Below are 16,891 nucleotides of genomic sequence, written 5' to 3' on the forward strand. Positions count from 1 at the left end.
GGGTGGAGGGGCGGGTGGAAGGGGGCGGCTGACGGGAGACGGCGGACTGCGAACAGATGACAGATTTCGAAATCTGTTATCTGTTTGCTGTCATCTGTCACTCCGGACTTGTTCGCCGTCCCCCGCCCGCTACCGGCAGTCCGGCAGTCCGGCAGTCCGGTGGTCCAGGGGGCCGGGCCGGGGGGGCGGGGGCAGCCGGCCCCGCTGCCGGAGCCGGCCGCCGTCGGCTACTTCGGGGCCTCGACGCCCGCGGCCTTGGCGATGTCGACGAGCATGGCGTCGGCGGCCTGGACGCCGATGCCGGACATCCAGGTCTCGTCCGGGACGGTGAACACCTTGTTGTTCTTCACGGCGTTGAGGCCCTGCCAGACCGGGGTCTGCTGGACCTCGCTCTCCTTGGTCTTCGACGGGTCGTCGGCCGTCGTGACGAACACCAGGTCCGCGTCGGCCTGGTTGATCTGCTCGGCGCTCACCTCGACGATGTTCTTGTCGACGTCCTGCGAGGCCGGGCGGGCCAGGCCGACGTCCTTGAGCACGACACCGCTGTAGGAGGCCTTCGCGTACAGGCGGGTCGGCCCGGCCACGAAGCGGACCACGGACGCGGTCGGCATCGTGCCGCCGTTCTTCGCCTTGATCTCCTCGCCGAGCTTGGCGGCCCGCGCCTGGTAGTCGGCGAGCGCCTTCTTCGCCTCGTCCTCCTTGCCGAGGGCCTGGGCGTAGAGGGCGAGGTTCTCCTTCCAGGGGAAGCCGGTGGTCTCGGCGAGGACGGTCGGCGCGATCGCGTTCAGCTGGTCGTAGACCTTGGCGTGGCGGACCTTGGAGGACAGGATCAGGTCGGGCTTGAGGGAGGCGATCAGCTCCAGGTTCGGCTCGTTCATCGGGCCGACGTCCCTGGTGTCCTTGATCTTGTCCTTGAGGTAGTCCGGGAAGCCGCCCTCGGTCTTCATGTGCGGGGAGACGGCGCCGACCGGGGTGATGCCGAGCAGGGTGACGTCGTCCAACTCGCCGCTGTCCAGGACCACGACGCGCTTGGGCCGGCTCTTGATCTCGGCGGTGCCGGCCGCGTGCTTGACGCTGCGCGGGAAGCCCGCGGCGGTGTCGGCGGATGCGGACGAGGAGGCGGAGTCGCCGCCGGCCTTGGCGCCGTCCCCGTTGCTGCCGCAGGCGGCGAGCAGCGCGGTGGAGAGCGTGGCGGCGAGGACGGCGGCGGGCAGTCGGCGGTTCATCGGATTCCTTGGATCGGGTCGAGCGGAGAGCGGGGACGAAGAGGGTGGAGACGAAGAGGGAGGAGACGAGGGAGGGGAAGGGGAAGCGGCACGAGAACGCGGCCCGTCGAGGAGGTCAGACCGCAGCCGATGCGCGAGCGCGAGCGCGAGTACGCTCCCGCGCCCGCGGCACGACGAGCGGCGTGCCCGTCTCCGGGTCGGGCACCACTCGGCACGGCACCTGGAAGACGGCTTCCACCAGCTCGGCCGTCAGCACCTCCGACGGTGCCCCGGCGGCCGCGAGCCGTCCGTCCTTGAGGACGACGAGGTGGTCGGCGTACCGGGCGGCCTGCCCGAGGTCGTGCAGGACCATGACGACGGTGCGCCCGGCCTCCTCGTGCAGGTCGGCGACGAGGTCGAGGACGTCGAGCTGGTGGCGCAGGTCGAGGAAGGTGGTCGGTTCGTCGAGGAGCAGGAGGTCGGTGTCCTGGGCGAGCGCGAGCGCGATCCAGGCGCGCTGGCGCTGCCCGCCGCTGAGCCGGTCGACCTGCTGGTCGCGCAGTTCGGCGGTGCCGGTGCGGGCCAGGGCGTCCTCGACGGCGGCCTGGTCGGCCCTGGACCACGGGCTCAGCATCCGCTGGTGCGGGTAGCGGCCGAGCCGCACCAGCGACTCGACGGTGATCGCCTCGGGCGCGACCGGCTGCTGCGGCAGGAGGCCGAGTCGCTTGGCGAGTGCCCGGGACGGCATCCGGTGGATGTCGGCGCCGTCGAGGGTGACGGTCCCGGCGGCCGGATCGAGGAGGCGGACGAGTCCGCGCAGCAGCGTGGACTTGCCGCACGCGTTGGGGCCGACGATCGCGGTGACCGCGCCGCCGGGCAGTTCGAGGTCGAGCCCGTCGACGATCACGCGGTCGCCGTAGCGCAGGCCGAGCCCGTGGGCGGCGAGGCGGTTCGTGCCGCCGACGGTCGCGTCCGCCGTCGTCTTCTCCCCCGTCGCCTTCTCCGCGGCCGTCGTCTCGGCGACCGTCGTCTCGGCGGCCGTCTGCTCGGCAAGGGGCGTCTCGGGGACGGTCATCAGCTGCTCCTCTGGGGAAGCCGGCCCTGGCGGATCATCAGCACCAGGAGCCAGGGCGCGCCGAGGGTGGCGGTGACGGCACCGACCGGCAGGCCGTGGACGGGGATCACGTGGAGCACGAGGAGGTCGGCGCCGAGCAACAGGACGGCGCCGGTGAGGGCGGTGAGTCCGAGCGTGCCGAGGGTGGGCGGCCCGGCCAGCAGCCGGACCAGGTGCGGGACGGCGAGGGCGACGAAGGCGACCGGCCCGGTGAGGGCGGCGGCGAGCGAGGCGAGGGTGATGGTGAGCAGCAGCAGCCACATCCGGTCGCGGCCGGGGTCGAGCCCGAGGCCGCCGGCGGAGTCGTCGCCGAGGTCCAGGACGGCGACGCGGCGCTGGCAGAGCACGACGGCGGCGGCGGCGAGTCCGATGGCGGTGCCGCCGATCGAGACCTCGGTCCAGGTGCGGCCGTAGAGGGAGCCGGTGGTCCACTGCATCGCGGAGGAGGCGAGCTCGGCCGGGAACCGTACGATCATCAGGTTCACGGCGGCGGCGAGGCCCTGCTGGACCGCCAGGCCGACCAGGACCAGGCGGGTCACGGCCAGCTTGGAGCGCCACGCCAAGCCGCCGAGGAGGAGCGCGGCGAGCAGTCCGCCGCCGAGCGCGGCGAGCGGGATCAGCTGCTGCGAGGCGCCGGTGGCCAGCATGAGCACCGCGCCGAAGGAGGCGCCGCCGGTGACGCCGATGGTGTCGGGGGAGGCCAGCGGGTTGCGGAAGAGGCGCTGGAGCATCGAGCCGGCCATGGCCAGCCCGGCGCCCGCGATCAGCGCGGACACGACGCGCGGCGCCCGGAACTCCTGCACGACGAGGACGTCCCCGGGCGAGCCCTGGCCGACGAGGGCGCGCAGCGCGTCCCACGCGGAGATGCTGACCTGCCCGGTGCCGAGGGCGATGCCGGTCAGGAGCACGAGCAGGGCGGCGGCCAGCACCGACCATGCGGCGGTGCGGACGCGGCGGCGGGTGAGCGCGCCCGTCGGGGCGGCGGCGATCGCGGTCACCGGGCCACCTTCCGCGCCAGCACCGCGAGCAGCGGCGCGCCGAGGAAGGCGGTGACGATGCCGACCTCGATCTCGGACGGGCGGACCACGAGCCGTCCGAGCACGTCGGCGGCGAGCAGCAGCAGCGGACCGGCGATCAGGCAGCCGGGCAGCAGCCAGCGGTGGTCGTTGCCGAGGAGCGGGCGGACGAGGTGCGGGGCGGCCAGTCCGATGAACGCCACCGGTCCGGCGACGGCGACCGCGCCGCCCGCCAGCAGGACCACGGCGAGCCCGCCGGCGACCCGGATCCGGGCCACCGGCACGCCGAGCGACTGGGCCGCCTCGTCGCCGAGGGCCAGCGCGTTGAGCGCGGGGGAGATCGCGAACGCGCCGAGCAGGCCGACCACGAGGAAGGGCAGGACGGGGGTGAGGGTGTCCAGCTGCCGTCCGGCGATCGAGCCGGCCAGCCAGAACCGGGCCTCGTCGAGCGTGCGGTGACTGGCCAGCATCAGCGCCGAGGTCCACGAGGTGAGCACGACGGTGAGCACCGTGCCGCCGAGCGCGAGCCGGACCGGGTCGAGGTCGCCGCCGCGGCGGGACATCGCGTACGCGGCGACGGCCGCGAGGGCCGCACCGGCGAAGGCAAACCAGACGTACTGGGCGGGCCGGGTGAGGTCGAGGGCGTAGATCGCGGCGACGACGGCGAGGCTCGCGCCCGCGTTGATGCCGAGGGTGACCGGCGAGGCCAGCGGGTTGCGGGTGACGCCCTGGGCGACGGCCCCGGCCGCGCCGAGCGCCGCCCCGACCGCCAGCCCGATGAGGGTGCGCGGGACCCGAAGGCCCGTCACCACGTCGGCGTCACCGCCGTGGGCGGTGCCGGTCAGGGCGTCGGCCATGGTGGACAGCGGGATCGCGCGCGAGCCGAGCGCGAGGCTCAGCGCGGCGCACAGCACGAGCGCGCCCAGGCCGGCGGCCAGCAGCAGGGGCTGCCGGAGCGCAGGGCGCCGGGGCGTCGCGGGGGCCGTGGAAGCCGTCGGATCGGTTCTCAACACGAGTCGACATCTTAGGTTAGCTTTGCCTAAGTTCGTCAACCGTTGACAAATCGGACATCTCGCTTGTCGGCGACTGTGGGGTGCGGTGGAGTGGAGTGCGGTGGAGTGGAGTTGGGGTGGAGTGCCGCTTGGGTGGGTGTATCGCGGGCGGCTTGAAAGTCTGTAAGGTGAGCCTCACCTTATCCGATCTCGGGAAGCAGAGCTCGGGAGTTTCGATGATCCCCGGACCACCCATGCCCGCGGCGGCGCTCGCGGCGCCGATGCCGCCCGTCCCGCTCACGACGCCCGCGTCGCCACTGCTCGCGGACTACCGGCGCCTGAGCGACCTCTGCCCCGCGCTCGTCCTGCGCGTACTCGGTCCGGCCGACCCCGACCCGTCGGCCGCCGACGGCTGGTACTCCGGCGCCCAACTGGCCTGCGACGACACGGCCCTGGCCGCTGCGCTGGCCGGCGAGGAGGCCCGCATCGCCGACCGCCACGGCCGCGCCGCCCGGCCGCACGTCACCGCGTCACGCCTGCTGCACCACTACGTGTGGTCCGCCTGCCTGCTCATCGCCGGCCCCTGGCACCTCGCCCGGCGCGTCCCGGCCGTCGACCCCGCGGACCTCTGGCTGCACGCCCCGACCGGAGACCTCGCGCTGCGCCCGCGCGGCCACGTCGGCCGTTCCGGCGGACCGCTCGGCGAGGACGAGCTGCGGGCCGAACTGCGCGCCGCCGTCGTCGCGCACGCCGAACCGCTGGTCGCCGCCTTCGCCGGGCCCACCCGCCGACGGGACCGCGCGCTCTGGGGCATGGTCACGGATGACCTGGCCTCCGCCATCTGGTACCTCGGCAGGATGCTCGACGAGGAGGACGCGGCGGTCGCCGCCGCCGGGGCCGTCCTGCCCGGCGGCACGCTCCCGCTTCCCGGCGCGGCCGATTTCCGCCGTCTGCACACCCCCGACGGCCGGTGTCACCCCACCCGGACGCGGCTCGGCTGCTGCCTCTACTACGCCGTCGCGCCGGACGCCGTCGCCTGCCTGACCTGCCCGCGCACCTCCGACGAGGAGCGGATGTCTCGGCTCTGACGGCCCGTGGCCCGGCGCCGGCGGCCCGGGGCCGACTTGGTGTTCCGGCGGGCTGTCAGTGCCGGCTGCTAGGTTTCCCCGCGTGATCATCGATGCGACGACGCGGGTGCGGATCGCCCGCCCCTCCCGGGACCTCGCGGCGGCCGAGCGCTTCTACGCCGGCGGCCTCGGCCTCGACGTGCTCTGGCGCACCACCGAGCGCGTCCCCGGCGAGCACGACCTGCTGATGGTGGGCCCTCCGGGTGGAGGCTGGCACTTCGAGCTCACCCACGACCCGGAGCACCCGCTGGAACCGGCCCCGACCGTCGACGACCTGTTCGTCGTCTACCTCGGCGCGCCCGTGGACGACGAACTCGTCGCCCGGCTGGAGGCCGCCGGAGGCACCCGGGTCGCGTCCAACAACCCCTACTGGGACGCGCACGGCGTGACGATATCCGACCCGGACGGCTACCGGCTCGTGCTCTGCTCCCGCACCTGGGGCGCCTGACCGGACGGCCGGTCCCCGTCCGGGGATGTCGGCGCGGCCGGGGATGTCCGCGCGGCCGGGAGTGACGGTGCGGCCGGGAGCACGGCCACGCCCGCCTCCAGGTCCACGCCGAAGTTCGGCGGTGCTCCGGCGTGCGCGTCGTCGCGCAGCACCAGTTGCTCCCGGCGCTGCTCGATCTGCACCTGCTTGCCGGAGCTGAAGAGCGCGTGCAGTTCCTCCATCATGCCGCCTCCCAGGCCGAACCCGCCGCCACCCCCACCCCCGGCGGCGCCCCCGGCACCGGACTTCGAGCCGCGCCGGGGCGACGCCTCACCCCGGATCTGCAGCGCCGCGATCAGCACCAGTCCCGCGATCGCGGCCACCACCGCCGCCGTTCCCACGATCATCCCCATGGTGGTCTCAACGTGACCCGGTCGTACGGTCGTTCCCGTCCGCAGGACCCGCAGCCCGGGCGGTCGAAGCGGAGCCGGTGGTCCGGGGAGCCGCACAACTCGCGGGCCGAACCCCGGCCCACCGGCTACCCTGCCGCCCGACGTCGAGAGACGGTACGACCGGTGCGACAACCGGACCGGCAGGCAGAACAGAGAGCGAGCACATGACTGTGCGCGGCACCACCGTGGAGATCCCGACGGCGGACGGCGTCGCCGACGCCTACTTCGTCCACCCCGACGACGCACTGGCCCACCCGGCCGTCATCGTCCACATGGACGCCTTCGGACTCCGGCCCTACCTGATGGCCCTGGCCGACCGGCTCGCCGAGGCCGGGTACGCCGTCCTCGTCCCCAACGCCTACTACCGGCACGGGCGCGCGCCGGTCATCGACTACGCCGAGGTCATCGACCCGGACAACGACCCGGCCGTCTTCGACAAGCTCGTCCCGCTGCTCAACACCCTCACCCCCGAGGTGAACCGGCGCGACGCGGACGCCTACCTGGCCTGGCTGGACGAGTGCCCGCTCGTCAAGGACGGCCCCGTCGGGCTGACCGGCTACTGCCGGGGCGCGGTGCACGCGCTGCGCATGGCCGCCACCCACCCGGACCGGGTCGCCGCCGCGGCCGGTTTCCACGGGGGCAACCTCGCGCGCGAGACGCCGGACAGTCCGCACCTCGGCGCCCACCTGATCACCGCCGAGCTGTACTTCGGTCACGCCGACGACGACCCGTCGCTGCCTCCCGAGCAGATCGCCCGCCTCGCCGAGGCGCTGGCCGAGGCCGGCGTCCGATTCCGCGCCGAGGTGTACGAGGGCGCCCTGCACGGCTACACGCAGGCCGACACCACGCGCTACGACGAGGCCGCCGACGCCCGGCACTGGACGGCGCTGCTCGACCTGCTGAAGCGCACGCTTCCCGCCTGACGCCGCCTGACAGCACCTGATTCCGGGACCTTCGCCCGGGTCGTCAGCCGCGCTCGTCCGGCGGGGCGGCGGCGGTTCCGGGCCCGGGCGCGTCGGCGCACTCCTCCAGCGCGTCGGCGCGCCTCCGCAGTTCGGTCGCGACGTCGTCCCAGTCCGGCCCGTGCAGGATCAGGCTCATGGCGGCCTCGCGCATCAGGTCCGGCTCGTCCGGGCGCTGGAGGAGCACCAGTCGGTAGGCGAGGTTGCGGATCCGCACCGGCAGGTAGCCGTCGCAGAGGTACGGGCAGAGCTCACGAAGCATGGCCAGGATCGTGTCGGCGTCCGCGAACGTCAGCGACTCGATGAAGTAGCCCTCGTCGTGGTCCGGTTCGGTGCAGGGGCCGGGTGCGACCGCTTCGGGCCGGTACTCGTCGCCGTAGAGGCACCGTGCGTGGTCGGTCAGGCTGCTGTGCATGCCGGGAGCCTACGGTCGTTTGCCGCGTATGTCCGTTCCGGGTTGTTCGCACTCTCTCTTTGCGCATTACTCACGCGACGGACACGAAGTGTTCGGGTTACGGTGTGTCCGGGCGGTCAAGGTCGGTCCGGCGGCACACGTCGTCCGGGGCCGCCGGGGCCGCCGTTCGTACGGGCGGCCGGGGAGGCGCCCCGGCGCCGCCGAGCGGTGAGGACCGACCCGCGCATCCGGCACTGCGGGCCGGTCGCCGGCCGATCCGCTCGGGCGCAGCGGTGCGTCCCGGCGAGCCGTGGCGGTGGTCCCTTGACCGAGATCCGTGACGGCCCGGCTGCGACGGCGATCCGTGACGGCGACCCGTGACGGCGATTCATCACGAATCACGACGATCCATGTTCCAGAGTTCCAGGGGGGAACCGGACTGTGCACGAAATGACTGTGGGGGCGGCTGCGCGCGCCCGGACGGCCTCGCGCCCGCGGCGCAGCGGCGGCGCGACGGTGCCGCCGGTGGTGGCGGCCCTGTCGGAGCGGGTTCCCGGTGGGGTCCGCCAGGGCGAACTGGACCTCGGGGGCCGGTTTTTGCGCTGGGTGGAGGCGGGTCGGGGAGGGCCGACCGTCGTCCTGGTGACCGGCAGCGGCGCGCCGGCGCTCACGTGGGCGCCCGTATTGCCCGAACTCGCCCGGTTCGGACGGGTCGTGGCGTACGACCGGGCCGGGATCGGCGCGAGCGGCTTCGACGCGGGCCTGACTCTGGAAACCCAACTCGCCGACCTGGTCGCCCTGGTGGAACACCTCGACGACGGCCCGTGCGTGCTGGCGGGGCAGGGCTGGGGCGGCCTGCTCGCCCAACTCGTCGGCTGGCAGCGGCCGGAGCTCGTCGGAGGCCTGGTCCTGGTGGATCCGGCGCACGAGGAGTTCCACTCGCCGGCCGTCCGCGCCGCCGAGGCCGCGATGGTACGGATCGGGCTGCTCCGGTCGGCCGTCGCTCCCGGTGCCGGGGCCGTCCGCCCGGGCCGCCACCAGTGGCGCACCGCCGTCGCCGAGAACCGGCTGATGGCGCTCGCCGTGCCCGAGATCCGGCGCCGCCGCTCCGCCGCACCGACGACCGACGTGCCGGTGGCCGTCCTCAGCGCGACCGAGGGTCTGCCGGCGGTCCTGCGCACCCGCTGGACGCTCCTGCAGTCGCGCATCGCCGAGCGCGCGACCCGCGGCACCCACATCGTCGTGCGCGGCGCCGGTCACGTCATCCACGCCGACGACCCCGGGGCCGTGACGGCGGCCGTGCTGGAAGTCGCCGAGCACGCCCGGCAGTCGGCGCGCGCCTGAGGCGACCAGTGCCTGAGGCGGCACGCGCCCGGGACACGGCCGTGTCCGGAGCGGCGGGCGCACGAGGCGCACGGAGGGTCCTGCGGCGCCTGGCGTGCCCGCCGCAGCAGCGTGCGCCCCGGTACGCCCGGTGGATCCCGGTGCAACCCGTGTGCCCGGTATGCCGAGCGTGTGCGAAACGCCCTTGTCACCGGACCGGACCGGCTCGCACGGCGGGTGATGGCCCCGCGGCACCCTCTGGCACACTGTGTGCCCGAAGGCCCGCTGGGGAGGGTCATGACATCTGGGGGCAGGGGATGACGGGACGGGGGACCGTGCTCGGCGGGCGCTACACGCTCACCGAGCGGATCGGCGGCGGGGGCATGGGCACCGTCTGGCGGGCCGAGGACGGCGTGCTGGCGCGCCAGGTCGCCGTCAAGATCCTGCACTCGGCGCTGTTCGAGGACGGCACGTTCGTCCGGCGCTTCCGGCGCGAGGCGCAGATGGTCGCCGCGATCGACCATCCCGGGATCGTCGACGTGTACGACTACGGCGAGAGCGGTTCGGGCGGCCGCGGCGCCTCCGGCGGGGACGCCGCCGCCGATGGGGGCGACGGGGACGACGGGGAGCGCTGCGCCTACATCGTCATGGAGCTGATCGAGGGCCGCCCGCTCGACCAGGTCCTCGCCGCCGACGGCCCGATGGCCCCCGAGCGCGCCTTCGCCCTGCTCGCGTCCGCGCTGGACGCCCTGCAGGCGGCCCACCGGCAGGGCATCGTCCACCGCGACATCAAGCCGTCGAACCTGATGGTGCGCGCCGACGGCCATGTCACGATCACCGACTTCGGCATCGCCCGCGCGGTCGCCAGCACCAAGATCACCGCCTCGCACGCGATCATCGGCACCGCGCTCTACATGGCGCCCGAGCAGGCCGAGGGCAAAGGTGGGGTCGTGCCGGCCTCCGATCTGTACTCGATCGGCGTGGTGGGCCACGAACTCCTCACCGGGCGGCCGCCGTTCGAGGGTGAGAGCGTGCTGGAGGTGGCGCTCAAGCACGTGCGCGAGCCCGCGCCGGAGCTGCCAGCGGAGTTCCCGCCCGCGGTGCGCCTCCTCGTGACGAGGGCGCTCGCGAAGAAGCCCGAGGACCGCTACGCCGACGCGGCCGCCATGGCCGCCGCGGCCCGGTCGGCGATCGGCGCCCGGGGCGCGGACGTGGTGCCGGAGGAGGTGGTGACGCGTGCCCTGGCCGCCGCTGCCGCGGCTGCTGCTGCCGCGGCAGCCGACGAGGAGGCCGAGGCGGGTTCGGCGGGTGCCGAGAGCAAGAGCGGCCGGCCGGGCAAGGACGGCGGCGGTGCCGACGGGGGAGCGCCGAACGAGGTCGCGAAGGTGGGCCCGCAGCAGGCCACCGAACCGGGGCGGCGCCGGTCGCGGCGCGCGATGCTGGTGCCCGTCATCATCCCGGTCGTCATCTCGGTGGGCACGGCGACCGTCCTGCTCGTCGACCGCGGCCCCGGCGGTGCGGGTGCCCACACACCACCCGGCGCCCAGCCGACCGTCGCCACGGCCCCGGCGACACCGGGCGCGCCCGGCACGTCGGGGACGGACACCGCACCGACCCCGTCCGCGGCGGCCACGACGGCGGCCACCCCGTCCCCGACCGACGCCCCGGGCGCGTCCGCCGCCCCCAACCAGCCGCCGAACCCGGCGAACCAGCCGCCGGCACCCGTGCCGGCGCCCGGCAGCGGGGCGGGCGGCAACGCGGCGGCGTCCGGTGGTGGCCGGGGTGCCGGCACCGCGTCCGGTGGCAGCGTGTCGGGTGGCAGCGCGTCGGGTGGCCAGTCGAACCCGACGGGCGGTGGTGGCGGCGGGGCCGGCGGCACGGGCAACCAGCCCGCCAGCAACGGCAATCCCCAGCCCCAGCCCCAGCCCGGTGGGGCGGCGGCGGGCGGCGCGGTGGCGAGTGGTGGAGTGGCGTCGGGCGGTGGCTCGCCCTCCGGTGGCGGTTCGTCCTCGACGCCGACGAAGCCCAGGCCGACCGCGTGCGGCGGCAACGACTGGGTGAGCATCGTCAACGTGGCGTACAACCTCCCGCTCGGGCTGCAGAACGACAACCTGTCGGCCGGCAACCCGGCGGTCCTGGGCGGCGCTTCGCAGTACGGCTGGATCGGCACGCTGGGCCCGGGTGACTACACCAACTACAACGCCTGCAACAAGGGCGGTCCCCTGCTCGTCCAGAACGATGACGGCACGGCCGGTCTGAACCCCGGGTTCAGCTACCTGACCGCCTGGGTGGTCCGGCCGGCGACCGGGGGCACGTACACGCTGGCCGAGAACGGCGGCGCGCGGTGCCTGACTGCCAACGGCGTCGGCAGCCGCGTCACCATGACGGCCTGCACCAGCGGCCTCGCGACCCAGCAGTGGCGGCTCACGAGTGGCTGACGCCCCGGAGACCGCGGACCACGTCGGCGGCTGCGGCGAGGAGGAACCGCACCAGCCCGTCGCCGGGATGACGATCAGTGTGCGGACCCGCCGGGACGTCGTGGTCGTCGACCCGGAGCGTTTCCTGGCCGCGGCCCGGGCGGCGTTCCGCGAGCTGTACCCGGGTACGAGCGAGGAGGACGCGCTCCGTCACGTCCGGGACGTGACGGTAGCGGCAGGCGTGCTGCTGGACCGCGACGGTGTCCTCGCCCCCGGACTACGGGACGCGGGGGCGGGCCGGTGCGGGCCGTTGCCCGGGCGCCGCGTCCTCGACCGCCCCGACGGTCTCTCACCGGCGGGCGAGATCCTGCGGATCGTCGTCGACGATCCGCAGCCCTTGCAGGACATCGCGCTCCTCCAACTCACCGAGTGCCGCGACCTGTTCGCGCTTCCGCCGACCGAATGACCGGACGGGGGCACCCCGCTCGCTACACCCGTCGGGGCGGCCGGGTCGCCTGAGAGCCTTCTCCGCCTCATTGGTACGGACCATCGGGAGAAATCTCCGCGACGCCCCAACTACCCGACTGCGCACCGGAGTCGGGCGAACACGCAAGTCAGCGGGGCTAGCAGACCCCTCGGCCACGAACAAGCGCGACCGGTGGCGGGACCTCGCCAAGTGGACGTCAAGACTCCGTATCGAAAGTTTTACAGGCGTGTAAAACTCTGCTGGCGACCTGTCATGTCCCGCGCGCTGGTTGGCCGATGCGGCATCGGCGCAGGCCGGCGGGCATCGTTCGGGTGGCAACCCATTGCAAGGGCGGCCGGAACGCCCCGGTTTGTCCATGTCGCTGGATGTCCGTCGGGTTGGCGGGACCTGGCCACTTGATGAAGTAGACCTGTCAAAAAGCTTGTCGGGTTGTCATGCTTTTTGACAGCCCCCGCCGGCAGCCTCCACCCCCACCCCTCGGTGGCCTGCCGTTCGATCGCAACGGGGCCCAGTACGCCAGTGCCCGTCCCGCCCCACAGGTGCCGACCCCGGCCCCCGGGACGCGGTGCGACCGCGCACAGACGCGGTTTCCCGGAAGGACTCGTACGTGAAGCGAAAGCTCGCAGCCGTCGCCGTGCTCTCGGCCACGGCCCTGCTGACCGGCGTGATCCAGGTGAGCACCACGGCCGCGCAGGCCGCCCCGGCCGCCGCGCTGCAGGCGCAGGCCGCCCACCAGCACGCCGCTGTGCTCGCGGTGGCGAACGGCGAGGCCGGCCCGCTGGCCAAGCAGCTCGCCCTCGGCGACCAGGAGAAGCTGGTCGCCAAGGACGCGGTGATCGACGCCGACGGCACCCGCCACCTCCGCTTCGAGCGGACCTACGCCGGCCTGCCCGTCATCGGCGGCGACCTGGTGGTCCACCAGGCCAAGGACGGCGCGGTCAAGTCCGTGAACAAGGCGGTCGCGGTGCAGCTGAGCCTGCCGAGCCTCACCCCGCGGATCCCGGCCGACAAGGCCGCCGACAACGCGGCCGGCGCCGTCCGTGCCACCGTGGGCGTCACGAGGGACTCCGACGAGTCCCCGATGGCCGACGTGCGCCAGGCCGGTGCCGCCGAGCTGGTGGTCTGGGCGAGCGACGGCAACCCCCGCCTGGCCTACCGGGTCCAGGTCGAGGGCACCCGCGCCGACGGCACCCCGAGCCGCCAGGTCCTCGTCACCGACGCCGCCACCGGCGCGGTGCTGTCCACCCACGAGAAGATCGAGACCGCGGCCGGTACCGGCAACGGCGTCTTCGTCGGCAACGTCCAGCTCAACACCGCCGAGAGCGGCGGCTCGTACTCGCTCAAGGACGACACCCGCGGCGGCCAGTCCACCAGCGACATGAGCAACGGCACCGGCGGCAGCGGCTCGCTGTTCGCCAACAACACCAACAGCTTCGGTGACGGCACCGCCGGGAACCGCGAATCCGCCGCCGTGGACGCCCAGTTCGGCGCCGCGACCACGTGGGACTTCTACAAGTCCACCTTCAATCGCAATGGCATCCGCAACGACGGTGTCGGCGCGGCGAGCCGCGTGCACTACGGCTCCAACTACGTCAACGCGTTCTGGAGCGACGACTGTTTCTGCATGACCTACGGCGACGGCCAGGGCGACACCCACCCGCTCACCGAGATCGACGTGGCCGGCCACGAGATGTCGCACGGCGTCACCGCCGCGACCGCCAACCTCAACTACTCCGGTGAGTCCGGCGGCCTCAACGAGGCCACCTCCGACATCATGGGCACGATGGTCGAGTGGTACGCCAACCTGCCCTCGAACCCGCCGAACTACTGGATCGGCGAGCTCATCAACCTCAACGGCAACGGCAGCCCGCTGCGCTACATGGACCAGCCGAGCAAGGACGGCTCCTCGGCCGACTACTGGTCCGCCGACGTCGGCAACCTCGACGTGCACTTCTCGTCGGGCGTGGCGAACCACTTCTTCTACCTGCTGTCGGAGGGCAGCGGCGCGAAGTCGATCAACGGGTTCGACTACAACAGCCCGACGTACGACGGCTCGACGCTCGCGGGCATCGGGCGCGACAAGGCGGCCCAGATCTGGTACCGCGCGCTGACCACCTACTTCACCTCCACCACCGACTACGCGGGTGCCCGTGCGGCCACCCTCAGTGCGGCGACCGACCTGTACGGGGCGAACAGCGCCGAGTACAACGCGGTCGCGGCCACGTGGACTGCGGTGAACGTGAACTGACGTAGCATCAGGCCAGTGACGTGGCCGCGGCGCGGTGACAGTGGCGCGGCGACCGCAGTGCAGTGACCGCGGTGCAGTGATGCGGGGCCGGTGGAGCTGGTGCTGCGATGCAGGTGCGGTAGTGCGGTTGCGGTGATGCAGGAGGGGACGCGGTGTTCCCGGGCGGGGGCGGCGGTGGAATGACCACCGGCCGCTCCCGCTGCCGTTTCATGCGGTGGGCGATGCGGCCCTCGCGGGAGCGGGTGCGGGCGGCGTCGAGTGCCGGCGTCGGAAGCGGTGCTCGGTCGCGGTGCAGGCGGTGAGGACGAGGGCGGTCGCCGCGGCGGCGGCCGTGACCGCGAAGGGGGCGCCCGGCGCGAAGTGGTCGGCCGCCCAGCCGCTGACGAAGGTGCCCGCCGACTGGGCCAGGATGAGCGCGCTGACCAGCGCCGCCATCGCCTCTCCGAGACGGGCGGCCGGCACCGTGCGCTCGACCAGGCCGAACATCGTGATCATCTGCGGTGCGACGGCGACCCCGAGGAACCCGACCGCCGTGGTGAGTGCCAGAAGGCTCCCGTCCGCGAAGAGCAGGACGCAGGAGGCGGTGAACAGCAGTGCGGTGCCCGCCCGCAGGCGCGGCGGCAGGCCCCAGCGCGTGGGGAGCGAGGCAGTGGCGATGCCCGCGATCGAACTGGTGCAGCCCAGGAAGCCGTACAGCAGCCCTGCGGCACCCGGCCGGCCCAGCGCCTCGGTGGTGGCGGTGATGCCGACCTGGACCGAGCCGAAGCAGGCGCCCAGCAGCGCCATACCGGCCATGAGGAGGACGTAGGGAGTGTTGAACAGGCGCTCGGCGGAACGGGATTGAGCGTGGGCCGGGGCCGCTGCGCCGGGCGCGGCGGTCGGGTGCAAGGCGAACAGGGTGGCGCAGACGCCGGACAGCACGGCCGCGGTGAGCATCCCGGCGGACGGGGAGACGGCGGTGGCGAGCATGCCGACGAGTGCCGGGCCGGCGGTGAAGCTCACCTCGTCGACGATCCCGTCCAGCGCCAGCATGGCCGAGGTCAGATCCGGTTCACCGGCCGCCAGTCGGACCCAGCGGCTGCGCGACAGCGGGCCGACCAGCGGGACGGACAGGCCGGTCAGCGCGGCGGGCGCGATCTGCCAGCCGAGCGCGAGCCCGCGTTCGGAGGCGGTGACCAGGGCGATCAGGGCGGCGGCGTTGACGAGGGCGGCGGCCAGTCCGACCGTGCGCTGCCCGCGCCGGTCCGCCAGTCGGCCGACGATCGGGCCGCCGATCGCCTGACCGCCCGCCAGGGCCCCGGCCACCAGCGAGCCGGACCACACGCTGCCGGTGTTCCGGCTGACCAGTAACAGGGTGCCGATCGGGCTCATCGCGTTCGGAAGCCGGCCGAGCAGCGACCACAGCAGCACCCGACTGCCCGTCAGTTGCCTTGCCATGCGGAAGTTCACGGCCACGGACACGGTGCAGGCCTCCTCTACGGAACCGGTACGGGCGCCCGCCTCCCGTCTCCGGCCCGACCGGGTGACAGCGACCTGCGGGTGAGCCTAGACGGTAGAGGTGGCGGCGTTGTGACGGTAATCGTTTGATCACCCGGTGGAGTCTGGGGGTGGGGGGAGGGGTGATTGGAGGAGTGGCCAAGGGCGCGGGGGGTGGGGCGGGCCGACGGCGAACAGATGACAGATTTCAACATCTGTCATCTGTCACCTGTTCGCCGTCGGTGGTTGGCTGTCGCCCGCCACCGTCACCCGTCACCCCATCAGCCGGCCGTGAGGTCCTTCCGAATCTGGTCGAGGACCAGCCCGGCTCCCGTGTACCCGATGCCGAGCATCCACAGCCCGTCGTCCACCTGGAACACCCGGCCGTTGCGGACGGCGTCGAGGTTCCTCCAGAGCGCGCCGCCGAGGATCGATGGCTGGTCGGACTTCGCGGCATCCCCGTACACCGAGTAGAAGATCACGTCGGCCGCGGCCTGGTCGACCTGCTCGGGGCTGATCTCCAGGGAGAACCCGGGCTTGTCCTGGTTGGCGGGCCGGCCGACCCCGAGGTCCCTGAACAGCGAGCCGACGAAGGTGTCGTTCAGGTAGAGCCTGGTCGGCGCGCCCGCGAGGAAGCGCGCCATCTCGACCCTGGTGGCCGCGGCCTTGGCCGGTCCGCCGAGTGCGGTGATCAGGTCCCGCACCTTCGCCTGGTACGCCGCCTCGGCCGTCGCCGCTTCCGCCTGCCGTCCCAGCGCCTCGGCGTGCAGCTGGACGTTCTCCTTCCAGGTCGGTCCGGTGGTCTTGGACAGCACCGTAGGCGCGATCTCGGCCAGCTGGTCGTACCGCTTGTCGTCGCGCACCTGGTTGCTCAGGATGAGGTCCGGCCGAAGCGCGGCGATCGCTTCCAGGCTGGGCTGGCCGATGGCGCCGACGGCTTTCGTGCCCGCGATCCGGTCACCGGGAAGGTAGCCGGGGAAACCCGCGCCCTCACTGACGGTGGTCGCGCCGACCGGGACGATCCCGAGGGTGACGGCCGAGTCGAGCGCGTCCGTGTCCAGTACGACCACGCGGGAGGCCCGGGTCGGCACGGTGCTCTCGCCGTGCGCGTGCCGCACGGTCCGCGTGCCGGCCGAACTTGTCTTCGGTGACGGACTGCTGGCTCCGCAGGCGACAAGCGCGAGGCTCTGGGCGAGTCCGGAGGCGAGACCGATGGCGGCGCGGCGGGTCAGGTGTCCGGGCATGGGCGGC

15 protein-coding genes are annotated in these 16,891 nt (G+C 73.5%); 7 read left to right on the plus strand and 8 right to left on the minus strand.

Translation table 11 applies throughout. The features are described 5' to 3' along the window. Positions 1 to 227: 227 nt before the first annotated feature. The 4 genes from AB0C76_RS00895 to AB0C76_RS00910 form a co-directional block, all read right to left on the minus strand. The gene (locus tag AB0C76_RS00895) at positions 228 to 1,226 is read right to left on the minus strand and encodes an iron-siderophore ABC transporter substrate-binding protein (protein ID WP_359957544.1); all 999 of its coding nucleotides are present in this window, start codon (positions 1,224 to 1,226) and stop codon (positions 228 to 230) included. Between the two features lie 115 nt (positions 1,227 to 1,341). Continuing rightward, a complete protein-coding gene (locus tag AB0C76_RS00900; RefSeq protein WP_359957547.1) occupies positions 1,342 to 2,280 on the minus strand; it encodes an ABC transporter ATP-binding protein in 939 nt (312 codons plus the stop codon). Continuing rightward, positions 2,280 to 3,317 (minus strand): iron ABC transporter permease, encoded by a 1,038-nt coding sequence (locus AB0C76_RS00905; RefSeq protein WP_359957549.1) that lies wholly within the window; start codon positions 3,315 to 3,317, stop codon positions 2,280 to 2,282. The genes AB0C76_RS00900 and AB0C76_RS00905 overlap by 1 nt, the downstream gene beginning before the upstream one ends. Further along, entirely contained in the window at positions 3,314 to 4,279 is a 966-nt protein-coding gene (locus AB0C76_RS00910) for an iron ABC transporter permease (protein WP_359958085.1), read from the minus strand. Before AB0C76_RS00910 ends, AB0C76_RS00905 begins: the two co-directional genes overlap by 4 nt. 284 nt (positions 4,280 to 4,563) lie before the next feature. Between AB0C76_RS00910 and AB0C76_RS00915 the strand changes: the two genes are divergently transcribed. Continuing rightward, positions 4,564 to 5,415: a (2Fe-2S)-binding protein gene (locus tag AB0C76_RS00915; protein WP_359957552.1), complete on the plus strand. Its 852-nt coding sequence runs from the start codon at positions 4,564 to 4,566 to the stop codon at positions 5,413 to 5,415. A gap of 82 nt (positions 5,416 to 5,497) precedes the next feature. Then, positions 5,498 to 5,902, plus strand: coding sequence for a VOC family protein (locus AB0C76_RS00920; RefSeq protein ID WP_359957555.1), 405 nt, complete (start codon positions 5,498 to 5,500; stop codon positions 5,900 to 5,902). On the opposite strand, the gene AB0C76_RS00925 is transcribed toward AB0C76_RS00920, so the two are convergent. Further along, positions 5,863 to 6,294, minus strand: coding sequence for a DUF6191 domain-containing protein (locus AB0C76_RS00925; RefSeq protein ID WP_359957558.1), 432 nt, complete (start codon positions 6,292 to 6,294; stop codon positions 5,863 to 5,865). The genes AB0C76_RS00920 and AB0C76_RS00925 overlap by 40 nt on opposite strands. Positions 6,295 to 6,497: 203 nt before the next feature. Here AB0C76_RS00925 and AB0C76_RS00930 point away from each other — a divergent pair, with 203 nt between their 5' ends. Next, positions 6,498 to 7,256 carry a dienelactone hydrolase family protein gene (locus AB0C76_RS00930; protein ID WP_359957560.1) on the plus strand — a complete coding sequence of 253 codons (759 nt, stop codon included), beginning with the start codon at positions 6,498 to 6,500 and terminating at the stop codon, positions 7,254 to 7,256. A gap of 43 nt (positions 7,257 to 7,299) precedes the next feature. Here the strand turns inward: AB0C76_RS00930 and AB0C76_RS00935 are convergent, their stop codons facing one another. Continuing rightward, on the minus strand, positions 7,300 to 7,710 hold the full coding sequence (locus AB0C76_RS00935; protein WP_359957563.1) for a hypothetical protein: 411 nt from the start codon (positions 7,708 to 7,710) through the stop codon (positions 7,300 to 7,302). Between the two features lie 429 nt (positions 7,711 to 8,139). On the opposite strand from AB0C76_RS00935, the gene AB0C76_RS00940 reads away from it, so the two are divergent. From AB0C76_RS00940 to AB0C76_RS00955, 4 genes are all read left to right on the plus strand, one after another. Then, entirely contained in the window at positions 8,140 to 9,033 is an 894-nt protein-coding gene (locus tag AB0C76_RS00940; RefSeq protein WP_359957566.1) for an alpha/beta hydrolase, read from the plus strand. A 296-nt stretch (positions 9,034 to 9,329) separates the two neighbouring features. Further along, the gene (locus AB0C76_RS00945; protein WP_359957568.1) at positions 9,330 to 11,450 is read left to right on the plus strand and encodes a protein kinase; all 2,121 of its coding nucleotides are present in this window, start codon (positions 9,330 to 9,332) and stop codon (positions 11,448 to 11,450) included. Further along, positions 11,443 to 11,895: a hypothetical protein gene (locus tag AB0C76_RS00950; RefSeq protein ID WP_359957571.1), complete on the plus strand. Its 453-nt coding sequence runs from the start codon at positions 11,443 to 11,445 to the stop codon at positions 11,893 to 11,895. The genes AB0C76_RS00945 and AB0C76_RS00950 overlap by 8 nt, the downstream gene beginning before the upstream one ends. Positions 11,896 to 12,523: 628 nt before the next feature. After that, the gene (locus AB0C76_RS00955) at positions 12,524 to 14,164 is read left to right on the plus strand and encodes a M4 family metallopeptidase (protein ID WP_359957574.1); all 1,641 of its coding nucleotides are present in this window, start codon (positions 12,524 to 12,526) and stop codon (positions 14,162 to 14,164) included. 207 nt (positions 14,165 to 14,371) lie between these two features. Here AB0C76_RS00955 and AB0C76_RS00960 read toward each other — a convergent pair whose 3' ends face one another. After that, on the minus strand, positions 14,372 to 15,625 hold the full coding sequence (locus AB0C76_RS00960; RefSeq protein ID WP_359957577.1) for an MFS transporter: 1,254 nt from the start codon (positions 15,623 to 15,625) through the stop codon (positions 14,372 to 14,374). A 296-nt stretch (positions 15,626 to 15,921) separates the two neighbouring features. Further along, positions 15,922 to 16,884 (minus strand): iron-siderophore ABC transporter substrate-binding protein, encoded by a 963-nt coding sequence (locus AB0C76_RS00965; RefSeq protein ID WP_359957580.1) that lies wholly within the window; start codon positions 16,882 to 16,884, stop codon positions 15,922 to 15,924. Positions 16,885 to 16,891 lie beyond the last annotated feature (7 nt).

Source organism: Kitasatospora sp. NPDC048722 (assembly GCF_040650235.1).
GTDB lineage: Bacteria > Actinomycetota > Actinomycetes > Streptomycetales > Streptomycetaceae > Kitasatospora.

Coding starts and splice junctions, on each gene's coding strand:
- AB0C76_RS00930 (WP_359957560.1), top strand. CDS start 6,498: ATGACTGTGCGCGGCACCACCGTGGAGATCCCGACGGCGGACGGCGTC.
- AB0C76_RS00900 (WP_359957547.1), bottom strand. CDS start 2,280: ATGACCGTCCCCGAGACGCCCCTTGCCGAGCAGACGGCCGCCGAGACG.
- AB0C76_RS00935 (WP_359957563.1), bottom strand. CDS start 7,710: ATGCACAGCAGCCTGACCGACCACGCACGGTGCCTCTACGGCGACGAG.
- AB0C76_RS00940 (WP_359957566.1), top strand. CDS start 8,140: ATGACTGTGGGGGCGGCTGCGCGCGCCCGGACGGCCTCGCGCCCGCGG.
- AB0C76_RS00945 (WP_359957568.1), top strand. CDS start 9,330: ATGACGGGACGGGGGACCGTGCTCGGCGGGCGCTACACGCTCACCGAG.
- AB0C76_RS00965 (WP_359957580.1), bottom strand. CDS start 16,884: ATGCCCGGACACCTGACCCGCCGCGCCGCCATCGGTCTCGCCTCCGGA.
- AB0C76_RS00895 (WP_359957544.1), bottom strand. CDS start 1,226: ATGAACCGCCGACTGCCCGCCGCCGTCCTCGCCGCCACGCTCTCCACC.
- AB0C76_RS00925 (WP_359957558.1), bottom strand. CDS start 6,294: ATGGGGATGATCGTGGGAACGGCGGCGGTGGTGGCCGCGATCGCGGGA.
- AB0C76_RS00915 (WP_359957552.1), top strand. CDS start 4,564: ATGATCCCCGGACCACCCATGCCCGCGGCGGCGCTCGCGGCGCCGATG.